Annotated in this window: 15 protein-coding genes; 13 read left to right on the plus strand and 2 right to left on the minus strand. The window is 49.8% G+C overall.

Features of this window, described 5'->3' with window-relative positions; all coding sequences use genetic code 11:
• The first annotated feature begins 14 nt into the window (after positions 1-14).
• The gene (locus SATMO3_RS07375; RefSeq protein ID WP_371379607.1) at positions 15-1,289 is read left to right on the plus strand and encodes a Sapep family Mn(2+)-dependent dipeptidase; all 1,275 of its coding nucleotides are present in this window, start codon (positions 15-17) and stop codon (positions 1,287-1,289) included.
• A gap of 20 nt (positions 1,290-1,309) precedes the next feature.
• Entirely contained in the window at positions 1,310-2,374 is a 1,065-nt protein-coding gene (locus tag SATMO3_RS07380; RefSeq protein ID WP_371379609.1) for an Ldh family oxidoreductase, read from the plus strand.
• Between the two features lie 103 nt (positions 2,375-2,477).
• Here the strand turns inward: SATMO3_RS07380 and SATMO3_RS07385 are convergent, their stop codons facing one another.
• Both SATMO3_RS07385 and SATMO3_RS07390 read right to left on the minus strand, forming a co-directional pair.
• A complete protein-coding gene (locus SATMO3_RS07385; RefSeq protein ID WP_371379611.1) occupies positions 2,478-2,834 on the minus strand; it encodes a hypothetical protein in 357 nt (118 codons plus the stop codon).
• A gap of 101 nt (positions 2,835-2,935) precedes the next feature.
• Complete coding sequence (locus tag SATMO3_RS07390; protein ID WP_371379613.1) at positions 2,936-3,433, minus strand: rhodanese-like domain-containing protein; 498 nt, start codon at positions 3,431-3,433, stop codon at positions 2,936-2,938.
• A 521-nt stretch (positions 3,434-3,954) separates the two neighbouring features.
• On the opposite strand from SATMO3_RS07390, the gene SATMO3_RS07395 reads away from it, so the two are divergent.
• The 11 genes from SATMO3_RS07395 (at position 3,955) to SATMO3_RS07445 (ending at position 15,697) form a co-directional block, all read left to right on the plus strand.
• Positions 3,955-5,916 (plus strand): TonB-dependent copper receptor, encoded by a 1,962-nt coding sequence (locus SATMO3_RS07395; protein WP_371379615.1) that lies wholly within the window; start codon positions 3,955-3,957, stop codon positions 5,914-5,916.
• Between the two features lie 29 nt (positions 5,917-5,945).
• Entirely contained in the window at positions 5,946-6,647 is a 702-nt protein-coding gene (locus tag SATMO3_RS07400; protein WP_371379618.1) for an energy transducer TonB, read from the plus strand.
• 53 nt (positions 6,648-6,700) lie between these two features.
• Positions 6,701-7,303 carry a MotA/TolQ/ExbB proton channel family protein gene (locus SATMO3_RS07405; RefSeq protein WP_371379621.1) on the plus strand — a complete coding sequence of 201 codons (603 nt, stop codon included), beginning with the start codon at positions 6,701-6,703 and terminating at the stop codon, positions 7,301-7,303.
• The gene (locus SATMO3_RS07410) at positions 7,300-7,701 is read left to right on the plus strand and encodes an ExbD/TolR family protein (RefSeq protein WP_371379624.1); all 402 of its coding nucleotides are present in this window, start codon (positions 7,300-7,302) and stop codon (positions 7,699-7,701) included. The genes SATMO3_RS07405 and SATMO3_RS07410 overlap by 4 nt, the downstream gene beginning before the upstream one ends.
• Positions 7,702-8,223: 522 nt before the next feature.
• Positions 8,224-9,003: a methionine ABC transporter ATP-binding protein gene (locus SATMO3_RS07415; RefSeq protein WP_371379626.1), complete on the plus strand. Its 780-nt coding sequence runs from the start codon at positions 8,224-8,226 to the stop codon at positions 9,001-9,003.
• Positions 9,000-9,668 (plus strand): methionine ABC transporter permease, encoded by a 669-nt coding sequence (locus tag SATMO3_RS07420; protein WP_371379628.1) that lies wholly within the window; start codon positions 9,000-9,002, stop codon positions 9,666-9,668. Before SATMO3_RS07415 ends, SATMO3_RS07420 begins: the two co-directional genes overlap by 4 nt.
• 20 nt (positions 9,669-9,688) lie before the next feature.
• On the plus strand, positions 9,689-10,537 hold the full coding sequence (locus SATMO3_RS07425; RefSeq protein WP_371379630.1) for a MetQ/NlpA family ABC transporter substrate-binding protein: 849 nt from the start codon (positions 9,689-9,691) through the stop codon (positions 10,535-10,537).
• A 97-nt stretch (positions 10,538-10,634) separates the two neighbouring features.
• Entirely contained in the window at positions 10,635-12,107 is a 1,473-nt protein-coding gene (locus SATMO3_RS07430) for a nitrogenase component 1 (RefSeq protein ID WP_371379634.1), read from the plus strand.
• Positions 12,100-13,419, plus strand: a complete 1,320-nt coding sequence (locus SATMO3_RS07435) for a nitrogenase component 1 (protein WP_371379637.1) — start codon at positions 12,100-12,102, stop codon at positions 13,417-13,419. Before SATMO3_RS07430 ends, SATMO3_RS07435 begins: the two co-directional genes overlap by 8 nt.
• A gap of 20 nt (positions 13,420-13,439) precedes the next feature.
• The gene (locus tag SATMO3_RS07440) at positions 13,440-14,507 is read left to right on the plus strand and encodes an ABC transporter substrate-binding protein (protein ID WP_371379639.1); all 1,068 of its coding nucleotides are present in this window, start codon (positions 13,440-13,442) and stop codon (positions 14,505-14,507) included.
• On the plus strand, positions 14,504-15,697 hold the full coding sequence (locus SATMO3_RS07445) for a pyridoxal phosphate-dependent aminotransferase (protein WP_371379641.1): 1,194 nt from the start codon (positions 14,504-14,506) through the stop codon (positions 15,695-15,697). Before SATMO3_RS07440 ends, SATMO3_RS07445 begins: the two co-directional genes overlap by 4 nt.
• Positions 15,698-15,701 lie beyond the last annotated feature (4 nt).

A 15,701-nucleotide genomic window follows, 5' to 3' on the forward strand; every position in this document is an offset into this window, starting at 1 on the left:
AAGGAGTAAACTGTATGGCGATTAAAAGTAAAATTCAAACCATCAAAGATGATATCATAGCAACAACCCAAAGATTGATTCAGTTTAACACCGTGGAAACACCGGCTCTACCCAATGCGCCTTTTGGTGCGGGTAACCGGGCCGCCCTTGATTATGTTTTGGAAATCGGCAGGCAATGGGGTTTTATTACCAAGGATTTGGATGGCTATGCCGGTTATTGGGAATTTGGCGAAGGCCAGGCTGTGGTTGTTATTATGCCGCACTTAGATGTAGTACCGCTAGGCACTGACTGGGATTATCCGCCTTTGGGCGGGGAAATCCATAACGGTAATATTTATGGCCGCGGCGCGGCTGATAATAAAGGACCGGCCGTTGCCGCCATGTATGCTTTTAAGCTTGTACGCGACAGCGGGATAGTGGTGAACAAACGTATCCGGCTGGTTTTCGGCTGCGATGAGGAGAGCGGTTTTGAGTGTGTCAAACATTATATAAAAGTAGAAGGGCTGCCGGCCTCCGGGTTCACACCCGATGGCGCTTTTCCCGTGATTAATGCGGAAAAAGGGGCGCTCAGCGGCAATTTTGTAAAACAATTGCCGCCCGGAACCAGCAAACTGATTTTTACAGGCGGCACGGCGCGCAATGTGGTGCCAGCCTACGCCAAGGCGGAATTTGCCGGGAAAAGCTATGAGGCAACTGGGGTGGCGGCGCATGCATCAACCCCGGAACTGGGAGAAAACGCAATCGTCAAGTTAGCCCGGGAACTGAGCGCGGTTGGCCAACATCCGGTGCTGGAGTTTATTACCCAGGCAGCAGCAAGCTCGGAAAGTCTGGGAATCGCCGCCCGGGATGAAATTTCCGGACATTTGACCTATAACCTGGGGTTAATTCATGTTGACGAACACGCGGCTACTCTGACGGTCAATATTCGTTACCCTGTTACGAATAATGCTGCCGACATAATTGAGAAACTGCAGGCCGCCGGCCAACAATACGGCTTTTCGTTTGCAGATTATACCGGTTCGTCGCCACATTATGTCGCGCCGGATTCGCCCTTAATAAAAAAACTGGTCGCCGCTTATCGCGAAATAACCGGCGACTACGATACGCCGCCACAAGCTATGGGCGGCGGTACCTACGCCCGCGTACTGGGCAACTTTGCCGCCTTTGGGGCGCGGTTTCCCGGCAATCCCCGTACGGCGCATCAAAAAAATGAATATATTTCGATTGACAGTTTGCTGAAAGCAACTGAAGTATATGTGGCAGCCATCTATAAACTTGCCGGAGAATAAAGAGTGATAAGGAGTAAGTCATGACACAGTATCGGGTAACGGAGGATAGTCTGCGGGTGTTTTGCCAGGAAGTTTTCGCCACTTTAGGCGTGGGGATGACGGATGCCCAAACGGTGGCCGACAATTTGGTGGAAGCCGAATTACGCGGCGTAAAGTCCCACGGTGTTGCCAAAATGAAGGAATATGCCCATAAGCTTGAGATTAAGGAGTTCAATGCCAGGCCGGACATAAAAATAGTCCGGGAGGGCATCTCCAGCCTGGCCATTGACGGCGATTTCGGCTTAGGGGCTGTTACCGGCAAATGGGCCATGACCCGCTGCCTGGATAAGGCCAAAAGGACCGGAATTGCTGTCGCTACGGTAGGCAAAGGCCGGCATTTCGGCATGGCGGCTTTTTATTCCATGCTGGCCTTAAAGCAGGATATGATTGGCATTGCCTTATGCAACAGCGGTCCCATCATGACAGTATATGGCGGTACTTCGCGGGTGCTGGGCACCAACCCGATCAGTATAGCCGTCCCCGCCAACCAAGAGTATCCGCTGGTCTTTGATGCGGCAACCAGTCAGGCTGCTTTTAACCGTATTATTGTCGCCAACCGGGAAGAACGGGAGATACCGTCCGGCTGGGCTGTTGATCAGCATGGGCAGCCCACGGTTAACGCCGGTGAAGCCTTGCTGGGGGCCGTCATTCCCTTTGGCGGTTATAAAGGTTCCGATTTGGCGGTTATGGTAGAGGTGCTTAGCGGTCTTCTAAGCGGTGCCTTTCTTGCGGCCGCAGGCGGTGAGCAGCCTGCGGCAAAACATAACGGCGTGGGTTTCTTTTTCGGGGCTGTTCACATTACGGATTTTGTAGATACTGCCCTATTTAAACAGGCGGTTGATGAGCTGATTGCAAGTTTAAAGGCCTCCCGGCGCGAGGAGAACTACGGGGAGATCTACATGCCGGGGGAAAAGGAATATATCAGCAGAGCCAACAGCATTAAGCAAGGCGTGGACATCAGCGGCGCGGTATTGGCCGATTTGCAGGAAGTACAAAAGAGATATGGGCTGAAGAGCATTTTGGAGATTATTACGGCTTCAGAGTAATACGGTAATGGAATTTGGCGAAAATAAAAATGCTGCCCTGTAGTCAAATAAGGGCAGCATTTTTTTAATTTTAATTTAAAATGAAGAAAATTTTTGTTGGCAGCTAATTCAATTCAGCAATGCCGCCGTCGCGTAACGTGATCATACGGGCTGAATTTAAATTGAGTTGCTGCCATTTTAATTTTTCTCCGCAGCAGCTGATCCCCAGGATGTCCCATTGCGTAATGCCGGAATTATAATTGGGAAAAACAACACGCAGGCTTTGGCCGCTTTGCAAGTCATCCCCGTTTAAGACGTTGGGTCCCCGCTCGGCGCTGTTGGCCGGCGTGATTGCCAGATCATAAAAGTCGGAGCTGCTGTTATTAACAATGGTGAATTCTTGACCTGCGGCCGAACCGGCGGCGGGGAAGCCTGTCAGGATTAAGGCGATAAGCATAATGATAAGGCAATATACTTTCATTTTGGACCTCCAGGTTTTTGGAAATATTTAGGAGACGTGCTTTAGGCATGTAAAAACTCATAAAGAAGTGCTAACAGTGGCTCCTTGTGAGTTTTTCTGTATCAATGGCATTTTGGGCATTTTTTCTTATTCTGGGATTCCGCCAAGGGGCAGCCGCTATGTGCTTTGTCACTTTTTATCAGCCAGCCTTCGATGCCATGCAACCGCAAGATAAAAGTGGCATAAGCCCCGTCCACCGTGGAATCGCCAATGACCAGCACTCTTTTATCTTTAGGCAGGTTCTTCAGGTGAGCGTGCAAATCCGCCAGAGAAACATTTAAGGCATCTGGGACAGGCGATTTTTGAAAGTTTTCTGCGGTGCGCACAGCCAGCAGAAGATCGTTGGCTGTTTTGCTTTCCAAAGGCACAATAAAGGAATGGTTCTCAGGTATTGATTTTAACAATTGATCAATTTTATGGTGAATCGAAGCGTTGGCATCGTGTCCGCCCGGGGTCTGGGCGCTGTGGACTTGGCCGGAGGTTGCTGCTTCGTGAGCCGAGACCGGCAGCAGCGTAAAAGTTAGAATGAGCGTTACCAGTAGAAATAAACGGGTTTTCATAGTTTGCCTCCTTAGATGAATTTGTGAAATTTTTGTATTTGCCGAAGATCGGATGAGTCAGCCTCCTTCCTAAGTATTTAATCATGCATGCCTGGGATCCGGTAGAGTTTCTTACAGGCACTGCCGAGCTCGAAAGCAGAAAAGGCTACAAAGGTCTGAGGACCTTTGTAGCCTTTAGCTTGTTGCTAATCAACTATATATTGATTATAAAACTATGTTATCCTGATGTCTATTATCCAAAAGTACTATTGACACCGCCTGAAAGTACTATCCGGGGAGCAACAAGCTAAAAAAAATAGTGCTTTAGGACAGTGTTGCGCTTCAGAGTTAATAAATATAATAGTAAACAAATGCTAGACCTTCGTCACCTAACTATTCTCAATTTTTAAGTGACGCAAAGTACTAGTGCCAGGCTGATCAGTAAAGGCTGAAGGCGGGGATTGTCCTTAAGGACACCCGGCCTTTCTTTTTTGCCGCGATGTTTTTAAGGGTGAGAAAACACTATAAAGGATGATGCTGTGATGAAAAAAGTACGAACCCTGGTAGTCTCCTCTTTATTGCTGCTTTCAGCCAGTACCCAGGCGGCTTGGGCGGAACAGGAAAACAGGGAACAATCGGCAGTGCCGCTGGAAGAGGTCATTGTGACCGCGCCGGCAGTCAGTGCGCCGCTGACGGTGGAAACCGATCCCAAAGCGCCCAGGCAGCCGGTTCCGGCTGCTGACGGCGGCGGTTATTTAAAAAGCATTCCCGGCTTTTCCGTGGTGCGGCAGGGCGGGACAGGCAGTGATCCTGTCTTTAGGGGGCTGGGAGGAACTCGGCTGAATGTTTTGTTGGACGGAACGTATCAGTTGGGGGCTTGCCCGGGTCGGATGGACCCTACCACTTCGTATGTATTTCCGGAAACGTACAGTAAAATCACTGTTTTAAAAGGGCCGGAGACAGTGAAATACGGTGGCGGTGATGTGGCCGGAACAGTTTTGTTTGAACGGGAAACCGAACGTTTTGACAAGCCGGGAGTCAGGGTAAACAGCAGTGTGCTGGCCGGCAGCAACGGTCGCGACGATGAAGTGATGGACATTACTGCCGGCGATGCCAAAGGCTATGTGCGGGTTATCAGAACCAGGTCGAATGCTGACGATTATACGGATGGCAGCGGCACGAAGGTCCATTCGCTCTATACCCGCAACAGCCTGACCGGCATTGCCGGCTGGACACCCGACGCCGATACCCTGTATGAATTTACCGCCGGTACCAGTGATGCCGAAGCGGCCTATGCCGGCAGGAGCATGGACGGCCCGAAATTCGACCGCAATGATTACAGTTTTAAATTCAACAAGAAAAATCTGTCGCCGGTAATTAGCAATCTGGAATTCAAGTTGTATCATTCCTATGTTGATCATGTGATGGATAACTATTCACTGCGGCCTGCCGGCATGATGGCCATGGCTATGGAAGTGGACCGGACAACCAATGGCGGGCGGCTGGCGGCTGATCTGGTTTTGGGCAAGTCCACTACGGCGACAGTGGGACTGGATTATCAGAAAAACGAACATTCCGGACGAAACAATATGGGAATCGGTTATTCAAAATGGTCCTCAGACCTGACCTTTACCAATTATGGCCTATTTGGCGAGTTTAAACAGCAGTTGGATACCAACAGCCGTTTGTTGTCCGGCATCAGAACCGACAGTCTGGATGTAAGGAATGAAAGTTCAGGGGCAAAAGCCCATGAGCGGACTTACGGTGCATTCCTGCGGTATGAACACGATTACGCCAATGCGCCGGTTACCTCCTATATCGGCATAGGACATGCACAGCGTCCGGCTGACTATTGGGAACGCAGAATCAAGCTCTTTTTAAAACCGGAGAAAAATACACAGCTAGATATCGGCTGGATTTATAATTCCGATAAATTGAAGACCGGTCTTTCACTTTTCTATGCCGACATTAATGACTTTATCCAGTTCAAGAATGCCAACAGTTCAACGGCCAAGACAGCGGAGAATATTGACGCCTCCCTGTACGGCGGTGAAATCGACGCGGCTTACACTCTGAATGAAAACTGGACGGTAACTGCCACACTGGCTTATGTTCGCGGCAATAATGATTCCAATCACAAGCCGCTGGCTCAGATGCCGCCGCTAGAGGGGACACTGGGACTGAAATACCGGCGTGAAAAGGTGGAAGCAGGTTTATTGTGGCGCGGTGTTCAGGCGCAAACCCGCTATGACTTGAACAGCGGTACTGAAACCGGCTACGACCTGGGAAAAAGCAGTGGCTTTGGCATCCTTTCAGCCAGTGTGGCTTATAAGGCCAACAAACAGCTTACGGTAGCAGCCGGGGTAGATAACCTTTTTGATAAAAATTACGCCGAATTTATCAGCCGCTCCGGGGTATCAATTCCGGTGCTGGGTATCGCCCAGTCTTTCCGGGTGAACGAACCGAGACGAACCATTTGGTTAAAGACCACCTATAATTATTAGCAAAAACACCTCGTAAGGAGTTTAATACCATGGTGAAACATCCATACAGCAAGGCAGCGGGATTGTCATTGGCAATGCATGCTCTGGTGATTGGTATTTTTTCGTTCGGTTGGAGTATATACACATCGCCTGCGATTATTGCTCCGGTCGAAGTGGAAATACTCCCGGCCAACGTGGCTGAGCCGGGTGAACAGCCAACTGCCGCTAGAGCCTTGCCGATGGTTGCCGGGCTTCACACCGCCCAGCCACCGGCGGCTGCTGCAGAATGGCAGAAAAGGACTGAAAAGCCAGTTAAACAGTCAGCAGCCTTATCCTCCCCGGAAACTAACCGGCAATCCGGAGTAAGCGAGCCAGGCGCCCCGCCTGTAGCCGTTCACGAAACTGCCACAGGCGGGGTGTCGGCTGATAAAAATGTTGCCAGGAATGAATTATCGGCAGGCAATTCAAAAGAGCGGTCACAGCCTGCATTCCAGTCGGGGCCGCGTCCGGATTATCCGCAGCAGGCCCGCAGGGCGGGACAGGAGGGTACGGTTGTAATCCGGGTGCTTGTCGGTGCAGACGGGTCGGCTGCTGAGACAACGGTGCTAGTAAGCAGCGGTTATTCCTTGCTGGATGAAGCGGCGGCACGGGGTGTGAGGAAGTGGCGATTTTCTCCGGCCCGCTACGGTTCCGCGCCGGTGGAAAGTTATCATGACGTACGGGTGAGATTCCGCCTAGCCGATTGGGAGTAAGCCGATTGGCGGCAAATGATTATACCAAATAGATGAGGAGGTCGGAACAATTTATGCTGCAATTTTTAATCAAAGGCGGCTGGGCAATGGTGCCGCTCCTGATTTGCTCACTGGTTTCACTTACCGTTATCATTGAGCGGCTGTATTTTTTCAGGAAAACCGCCGTGAACGGTCTGGCGGAACAAATTGTCGGTCTGGTGAAAAACGGGCAGCCGGGTGAAGCCGCCCGGCTGAGCAAAGCAGCAGCCGCGCCACTGCTTAACATATTAGGTGTAGGCATTGAGCAGGCCGGTAGCCCAGTCAAAGCTATGGAAGCGGCGGCCATTGCCGAAATAACGCTTATGAAACGCGGGTTGCCGGTGCTCGATACCATTATTACCTTATCGCCGCTTTTAGGACTATTGGGGACTATTATTGGCATGATCAGTTCGTTTCAGGTTATGACCCTGGGTTCACTGGCACAGCCGCATGCCATTACCGGCGGGGTGGCGGAAGCTCTGATAGCCACTGCGGCCGGCATTACGGTTGCTGTAAGCACGCTGATTCCCTATAACTATTTTACCGCACGCGTTGAGAAGGAAACCGAAGTCATCGAATACTATGCAACCCGGCTGGAAGTGGCGCTGGACACGCAGCTGCTCAGGAGAGAAACATGAAGATAGCAAGAAATACGCCTAAAAAGGCCCGGATAGAAATCATACCCATGATTGACACCATGTTTTTTCTGTTGGTTTTTTTTATGATTGCAACGCTGGCGATGACCAGCCAGAACAGTTTGCCGGTCAATTTGCCGCAGGCCGGCGGCGTTAAGGCCGACAGGCAGCAGGTGCATACCATCACCCTGACCAAGGACAATGGATATTTTTATAATCAGGAACCGGTCGCCTCGCCGGCGGACGCTGCGGCGCGTACCTCAGAGAGCCGCAAGGGACTGCCATTATCTGTTATTATCCAGGCCGACCGCAGTGTGGAACATGGACGCGTGATTGAATTAATGGACATCCTCCGGCAAGCCGGCATTACCAGAATTGCCGTGGCTGTCAATCCTTCCTGAACTGCTGTCTGCGCCGGCAGCTATCCGCAAATAAAGAACTGTAAAACTGTTTAGAATCTTTCCTAAGGTGAGCAGCAGCGTCGACATCAGTACCTGGATAGGTATCACGCAAACTATCTGCAAAATGCAGTTGGTCACATAAAGGGAAAAGACTAAAGCTTGAAAATACAGATATAGAATATTGACAATTATAATGCGGCAATGTATAATGCAATTAATTTATTGAATCCGACATTGCTGACTGATCTATGCAATCAGAGGCTGTGTTCCCTTAATAGGGAGTACAGCCTTTTTTTATTTGTTGTCGGAGCTTAACAGAATACTTGTCTAAAGTTGACCAGACATACTGGAGACTTGGTTTTGCACGGATGGGTATGCGTGTGAAGCCAAGCTTTTTTATCCTGATAGAAAGTATAACTTTCGCCTGGATAAGGGCTACAGCGGCACTTGCGTTCGCCCAGGGCCCGGTGCCAGTTGTGTTTTCCTTACTGTAATTTAAGCAATAAAGCGAGGCAGGAAGCTATGATCACAGTAAAAGATCTGAGTAAGACGTATGTAACTCCCCATGCCGTAATACCGGCGCTGAACAAGATAAATCTCAAGATTAACAAAGGCGACATTTTTGGCATCATCGGCTTTAGCGGAGCAGGCAAATCCACCCTGATCCGCTGCCTCAACCGCCTGGAGGAACCGGATACCGGCAGCGTTACTGTGGCCGGACAGGAAATTACCGCATTGGACAAGAAAGAATTGCGGCTGGCCAGACGCAAGATCGGCATGATTTTTCAGCAGTTCAACTTATTTGACGCCAAGACGGTATTTGAAAACGTAGCTTTCCCGCTGGAAGTTGCCGGTCATTCCCCGCAAATTATTAATGAAAAAGTACAGAAGATTTTGGATTTGGTTGGTTTAACCGACAAGGCCAGGGCTTATCCGCTGCAATTGAGCGGGGGGCAGAAACAGCGGGTCGGCATCGCCCGGGCGCTGTCCAATGATCCTGATGTCCTTTTGAGTGATGAAGCGACATCGGCTCTCGATCCGCAAACGACTTTTTCGATCCTGGAACTATTAAAAGATATCAATGAAAAACTGGGAGTGACTATTGTATTAATTACCCATGAACTCGATGTCCTCAAACATATTTGCAAAAATATGGCGGTTATTGAACAGGGGGAGATTGTTGAAAGCGGGTCTGTAGAGAAGTTTTTCCTCAACCCGGAAAGCGATACGGCCCAGCGGTTTATCCGCATTTTGCAAGGTTTTCAGGCGCAGAGAATTTACCGTGAGGGGGAAGGGATTTGAGTGAAGACTTAATAGAGCTTTTAGCGACAGGCTTAGGAGAAACCCTGTATATGGTTGCGCTGTCCACTTGCATCGCTTTGATTCTGGGGATGCCGCTCGGCATTATTCTGGTAATCACCGATAAGGGCCATGTGCTGGAAGCGCCAAAAATTAACAGGGTATTAAGCACCGTAATTAATATTGTCCGGTCTTTTCCTTCTATTATATTAATTGTTGTTTTACTGCCTCTGGCCAGGTTCATTGTTGGTACAACGTTAGGGGCAACTGCGGCGATCGTGCCGCTGGCTATTGGTTCTGCGCCGTTTTTAGCCCGAATTATTGAAAACTGCCTGAAGGAAGTCAGTTTTGGCAAAATTGAAGCCGCCATGGCAATCGGGGCCCATCCCTTTACCATCATTACCAAAGTTTTGATTCCTGAAGCACTGCCGGCGCTGGTCCGGGGCGTTACCCTGGCTGTTATCACCATAACCGGGTTTACTGCGGTGGCAGGCGCCATTGGGGCCGGTGGCCTGGGAAGTCTGGCAATACGGTTTGGCTATATGCGGTTCCGGGATGATATCATGCTGGCTACCGTTGTTATTCTGGTTCTGCTGGTGCAAGGGGTGCAGTGGGGAGGTGACTCGCTGGCTAATTATATTAATAGAAAAAGATATAAGTTTGATTAAAAAACGAAAGGACGATGTCTATGTTGAAAAAGAGCATTGTTAAATCCGCGCTGGCTATTATTGGTGTTTTTTTGCTGGCAAGCTTGTTTGCCGGCTGCTCATCAGGCAGTGAAAAAAGCGCTGCACCTGCGCAACCGTCCGGTAAGCAGGAGGTTACAGTTAAAGTCGGCGCAGCCGTTGTGCCGCATGCCGAAATACTGAACTTTATAAAGCCCAAACTCAAGCAGGACGGCATCAATCTGGAAGTGGTCGTGCTGGATGATGAAGGCCAGTTAAATCCGGCGCTTGCGAACAAACAAATTGACGCCAACTATTTCCAGCATGTGCCTTACTATGAATCGGTAGCCAAGGAAAAGGGCTATAATTTTGCGGTAGCCGCCAAAGTGCATGTTGAACCAATTGGCTTTTACTCACAAAAGCTAAAGTCCAAAGAGGAGCTTAAAGAGGGGGCCACCATTGCTATTCCCAACAATCCGTCCAATGAATTCCGGGCGCTGGCTTTATTACAGGCCAATGGACTCATCAAGTTGAAGGATGGTATTGCTAATTTCTCGGCTACTCCCCGGGATATTGCCGAAAACCCGAAAAAACTGAAATTTGTTGAAGTGGAAGCGGCGCAACTGGCCAGGTCCTTACCTGATGTCGACGGTGCCATCATTAATACCAATTTTGTTCTGGAAGCCAAGATTGATCCGAAAAGCGCCCTTTTCCGGGAAGATGCCAACTCGCCTTACGCCAATGATCTGTTTGTGCGCAAGGGTGAAGAAAATCGCCCGGAAATCAAAAAACTGACCGAAGTTTTAACATCGGCTGATGTCAAGAAATTCATCCAAGATAAGTATGGCGTTGCTGTTGTGCCTGCGTTCTAGCAGCTGTGAACCTTAAGACGGCAGGATAATGGCGGGAGCTTGTCATTATCCACCGGATTAGGGATGAAACTACTTATGGGGTGACAGGAGGACAGTCATGAATTTTGTCAATATAGAAGCGGCCGAGGTACCTGTAAGGGAAACCCGACTTGGTTCCATTACCGGCTTTGAAGGGACTGCCGGTGAACTGGTTCGCTGCGCGCGCAGCGGCCAATTGCAGGACACTGCCCGCAGTTTCAGCCAGTGTATGGGCTGCAGTTCAATTAACGCGTTTTGTCAGCTTTCCATGATTCAGGATGCTGTCGTTATCAATCATGCGCCTGTTGGCTGCGCGGGTGATTTCTTTACCTTTAACTTTGTGTACCGGGTTGGGCAGATGGAGAGAAAACTGCCGCCGGTAATTGGCCGTTATTTTAGCACCAACCTGGAAGAACAGGACACTATCTTTGGCGCGGCCCAGAAGCTGGCTGAGACTGTCCGGGCCGTATATGAACGGGTACGGCCTAATGCTATCTTTATAACCACCTCCTGCGCTTCGGGGATTATTGGCGACGATGTGGAAGGGGTAGCCAACGATTTGACAGAGGAATTGGGGATTCCGGTGGTTGCCTGCTTTTGTGAGGGGTTTAAGTCCAAAATCTGGACGACAGGTTTTGATTCGGCCTACCATTCTATCGTCAGGAAGATTGTAAAGCCGCCGGTGAAGAAATCCAATAAGGTTAATATTGTAAACTTCTGGGGCAGCCATATTTTTGATGAGTTATTGGGCCGGCTGGGTTATGAAGCAAACTATATTATTCCTTTCAGCACAATCGCGCAATTGGAAAAGCTATCGGAAGCGGCGGCCACTATTCAAATTTGCCCGACATTGGGAACTTATATTGGCGCTGCCCTGGAACAAGTATATGGTGTACCGGAAATAAAAGCTCCGCCTGCCTATGGACTGTCCGGTACCGATAACTGGCTGAGAGAACTGGGCCGTGTCTTAGAGCGCGAACAAGCGGTGGAAGCCATCATAGCCGAGGAGCATGAACGTATTAAGCCGCAGCTTGCCAAATACCGCGAAAAACTGAAGGGCAAAACGGCCTATTTAACCGCAGGAGCCGCCCACGGCCACGCCCTTATCGCCGTATTGCGGGAATTGGGGCTAACCGTCCAGGGAGCGGCCATATTTCACCATGATCCTATTTATGACAATGGCGATACAACCTCGGATGCTTTGGCCCATAGCGTCAATACCTATGGCGATATCGCCAATTATAATGTTTGCAGCAAACAGGCCTTTGAACTTGTAAATATTTTAAACAGGATAAAACCGGACATTATGATTGCCCGGCATGGCGGCATGACACTGTGGGGAGCCAAACTGGGGATTCCGACTCTCTTAATCGGCGATGAGCAGTTTGGTTTCGGGTACCAGGGATTGCTTAACTATGCAGAACGCATTTTAGAGACGCTGGATAACAGGGAGTTTGTCACTAACCTGGCGAAACACAGCACAATGCCGTACACCAAATGGTGGCTGGAGCAAAACCCATTCGCGTTTCTCAGAGGTGACACAGATGAGTAGGTTTATAGAACAGCCCCGTTATGCCTGCGCATTAGGCGCGCTGCAGTCAGTGACCGGCATCAAAAGAGCCGTGCCCATCCTGCATTCCGGTCCCGGCTGCGGAGACAAAGTCAATCGGCTGCTGGGGCAGGGCGAAGGGTATGCGGGCGGCAATACCGTACCCTGCACCAACGCCAGCGAAGCCGAAATTGTTTTCGGCGGCGAGGGGAAACTGGCCGGTATTATTGAGGGCGCCTTCAAAGTTATTGACGCCGATTTGTATGTAGTTCTTACCGGCTGCACCTCTGACATTATCGGCGATGATGTCGCGCAGGTAACAGCTCAGTTTCAGGCGGAGAATAAACCGGTTGTCTACGCCGAAACAGGCGGTTTTAAAAGCAATAATTATGTCAGCCACGAAACTGTGGTCAATGCCATTATTGATCAGTATACCGACAAATTCAAAACAGGCACGCGGCCAATCAGGCATTTGGTCAACGTATTTGCCTCCTTGCCTTACCAGGACCCGTTTTGGCAGGGTAATTTGGAAGAACTTAAACGGATACTGGAAGGGATAGGCTTAACTGTTAATATTCTGTTTGGCTCAGCCTCGCGGGGGATGCAGGAATGGCAGGCAATTCCTCAGGCCGAATTCAATATAGTGATAAGCGCCTGGACGGGTTTGGGAATAGCCAGGCACCTGAAGGACAAATATGGCACGCCCTATCTTCATTTTCCTTACTTACCGATCGGTGGTCTGGAAACTTCCAGATTTTTATGGCTAGTTACTGATTTTGGCAAATTGGATCATAAAATTGCGGGCGAATTTATCCGGTCCGAAGAAGAACGGTTTTATATGCATATCGAGAGAACGGCTGACTTTATGCTGGAATTCAGATATGGCCTGCCCCGCCGGTTTTATACCTTGTTAGATGCCTCCTATGCTATTGGTTTCGCCAAATACCTCTTAAACGAGCTTGGCATTATTCCAGGCCGGCAGTTTATTATTGATGATACGCCGCCGGAATTTCAGGAGTCAATCAGGTGGCAGTTTGAAAATATTTCTGAACTCCGCTCTGCACAGGTAGAGTTTATCAACGATGGCGGTGCAATTCAGGAGAAGATCAGAAATGACATACACAAAAGAAGCCGGGCCTTGATTGTGGGCAGCAGCTGGGAAAAAGACTTAGCCAGGCAGATTGCTGCCGACCTGCTAATTGCCAGTGTACCCATGGCTCACCGGCTGGTGCTTAACTGCGGTTATGCCGGTTACAACGGCGGTCTCCGGGTAGTCGAAGATATATATGACCGCGTACTTGACACTTATAAATAACATAAATAAAGGAGATTTGTATGAGACCAAAATTACTATGGCACAGGTTTTCTGCACTGCTAAGTTCACTGCTATTGCTGGCGGGTATCGTGACGCTGGCAGGCTGCGGCAGTCAAAGCGCCAGTAAGCCGGCCGAAGACGATAAACCGAAATTTATCAATGGTAAATTAACCAAGGAATTTCATTTAAAAGCGCCCACCCTGCAGGATTTCAATGAAATCATTATCGCCGACCGCAAAGGGTTCTTTAAAGAAGTGGGTATTGTTATTGACTATACCGGTGTGGTTCCCGGCGGTCTTATGGCCCAATCGGTTATTAAAGGCGACAATCATTTATTTAATTCCGGCCACCCCATCACCATTGCCAATGCCCGGGATTCGGGCGCCAAAATAAAAATTGTCACCCATAGTATGTGGGATGATTCTGACCCGGATAAAGTCCACATCACCTGGATGGCCAAAGATGACGGCAAAATTAACTCTCCCCAGGATCTTAAGGGCAAGAAGATCGCCGTGAATAACTTAGGCGGGTGCGCCGAACTGTTAACCCTTGAATATTTGCGGCAAAATGGCATAGCGAAAGATCAGGTAACCCTGGTGACCATGCCGGATAAGCAGCAGGAGCAGGCACTTAAACAAGGCTTAGTTGATGTTGCCGCATTACATAACATTTATCAGAAAGCCGCCCGGAATCATGGCGGATTTAAGGTAGTAACCACCAGTTATAAAATCGGGGAAGCGGCTGGCAACGGTCCGGCCAGCGGTTTGGCGATCCGGGCCTTTAGTGAAGATTTTATTAAAGAGTATCCGGATGTGGTTAAAGCTTATGTAGCCGCCGACATCAAAGCCCAACACTGGATTAATGATCATTATGACGAGGCGTTGAAGATCGCCGCCGAAGAGCTAAAGGTTGATGTCAAGGATATGGCCGGCAATGTGTATCCGCCCGATAACTACATTGACGAAAAGAAAATTAGCTTCTGGGTTACGCTTATGGAGAAAAATGGCTTTGCCCAGCCGGGGACAATCAAGGTTGCTGATTTGTATACCAATGAATTAAATCCTTATTATACCGGTGAATTGAAATGACAGACAGCAATTGCAAGGAAGTTTATTTGTCCGACCGGGTATTAAAGCTGAAACTGCCGGTATTCAGGGAAATTGCCGCTCTGGCGGAACGCCGCGGCGCCATTAACCTGGGGGGAGGAACACCTGATTTTGCCGCGCCCCAGGAACTAAAAGCGGCCGCCGGCAGGGCTGTCAACAGTGATTTGAATCAGTACGCGCTTTCCCAGGGGATAGAGGGGTTGCGCCAAGGAATTGCCGGCAGGCTGGCGCAGGCGGGCGGCAGCTTCGATGCGGAAACGGAAATTACCGTCTGCTGCGGGGCTACGGAAGGAGTGGCCGCTTCCCTCCTTGCCGTTATTAACCCCGGTGATGAGGTCATTATTCCGGAGCCGGCCTTTACCATCTATGGACCTGATGTTGTACTGAGCGGCGGCAAGCCGGTATATGTGGAATTAAGCCAGCCCGGCTTTCGGCTTGAACGCCATTTGCTAGAGGCCGCCCGGTCGCCCAGGACGAAAGCTATTATTATTAATACGCCCCATAATCCGACCGGCAGGATTTTTGACCAGGAGGAACTGGCCACTGTCGCCGATTTTTGCCAGAAGTACGGTTTGCTGGCCATTACCGATGAAATTTATGATGAGATTCTGTTTGACGGAGTTGTCTTGCCCAGGCTGTGGACCATACCAGGCATGCGGGAAAGAACCATCATTGTCAACGGATTTTCAAAAACCTACAGTGTGACAGGCTGGCGGCAGGGGTATATAGCCGCTCCGGCTCAGCTTACCCGCGGTATCCGAATTACGCATAATTATTTGACCATAAGTGCGGCGGCTCCCCTGCAGCATGCCTTGCTCGAGGCTGTCCAGTTTCCCGCCGGCTACTATCAGGCGTTGCGCCAGGACTATCAATCCAGACGGGACCTTTTGCTTGACGGTTTGGAAAAACTGAACATTCCCTGCAGCGTACCGCAGGGCGGGTATTTTCTGCTGGCTGATTTCAGCCGTTTTGGTTGGGATGATGATGTGGCTTTTGCCAAACAGCTTATCGAAACAGTAGGCGTGGCCGCTGTTCCCTTATCCGGTTTTTACCATACGCCGCCTGGCAGCAAGCAGATTTGGCTGCGGTTTGCTTTTTGCAAAAAAGAAGAGACGCTGGCAGCTGCCTTACAGCGTTTGCAAAATATTGCGTTGCTTCATAACAAAGCGTAAGGGG

It is taken from the genome of Sporomusa aerivorans, from assembly GCF_041428895.1.
Lineage (GTDB): Bacteria > Bacillota > Negativicutes > Sporomusales > Sporomusaceae > Sporomusa > Sporomusa aerivorans.

Coding starts and splice junctions, on each gene's coding strand:
- SATMO3_RS07390 (WP_371379613.1), bottom strand. CDS start 3,433: ATGAAAACCCGTTTATTTCTACTGGTAACGCTCATTCTAACTTTTACG.
- SATMO3_RS07395 (WP_371379615.1), top strand. CDS start 3,955: ATGAAAAAAGTACGAACCCTGGTAGTCTCCTCTTTATTGCTGCTTTCA.
- SATMO3_RS07410 (WP_371379624.1), top strand. CDS start 7,300: ATGAAGATAGCAAGAAATACGCCTAAAAAGGCCCGGATAGAAATCATA.
- SATMO3_RS07385 (WP_371379611.1), bottom strand. CDS start 2,834: ATGAAAGTATATTGCCTTATCATTATGCTTATCGCCTTAATCCTGACA.
- SATMO3_RS07415 (WP_371379626.1), top strand. CDS start 8,224: ATGATCACAGTAAAAGATCTGAGTAAGACGTATGTAACTCCCCATGCC.
- SATMO3_RS07375 (WP_371379607.1), top strand. CDS start 15: ATGGCGATTAAAAGTAAAATTCAAACCATCAAAGATGATATCATAGCA.
- SATMO3_RS07445 (WP_371379641.1), top strand. CDS start 14,504: ATGACAGACAGCAATTGCAAGGAAGTTTATTTGTCCGACCGGGTATTA.
- SATMO3_RS07425 (WP_371379630.1), top strand. CDS start 9,689: ATGTTGAAAAAGAGCATTGTTAAATCCGCGCTGGCTATTATTGGTGTT.
- SATMO3_RS07440 (WP_371379639.1), top strand. CDS start 13,440: ATGAGACCAAAATTACTATGGCACAGGTTTTCTGCACTGCTAAGTTCA.
- SATMO3_RS07430 (WP_371379634.1), top strand. CDS start 10,635: ATGAATTTTGTCAATATAGAAGCGGCCGAGGTACCTGTAAGGGAAACC.
- SATMO3_RS07400 (WP_371379618.1), top strand. CDS start 5,946: ATGGTGAAACATCCATACAGCAAGGCAGCGGGATTGTCATTGGCAATG.
- SATMO3_RS07380 (WP_371379609.1), top strand. CDS start 1,310: ATGACACAGTATCGGGTAACGGAGGATAGTCTGCGGGTGTTTTGCCAG.
- SATMO3_RS07435 (WP_371379637.1), top strand. CDS start 12,100: ATGAGTAGGTTTATAGAACAGCCCCGTTATGCCTGCGCATTAGGCGCG.
- SATMO3_RS07405 (WP_371379621.1), top strand. CDS start 6,701: ATGCTGCAATTTTTAATCAAAGGCGGCTGGGCAATGGTGCCGCTCCTG.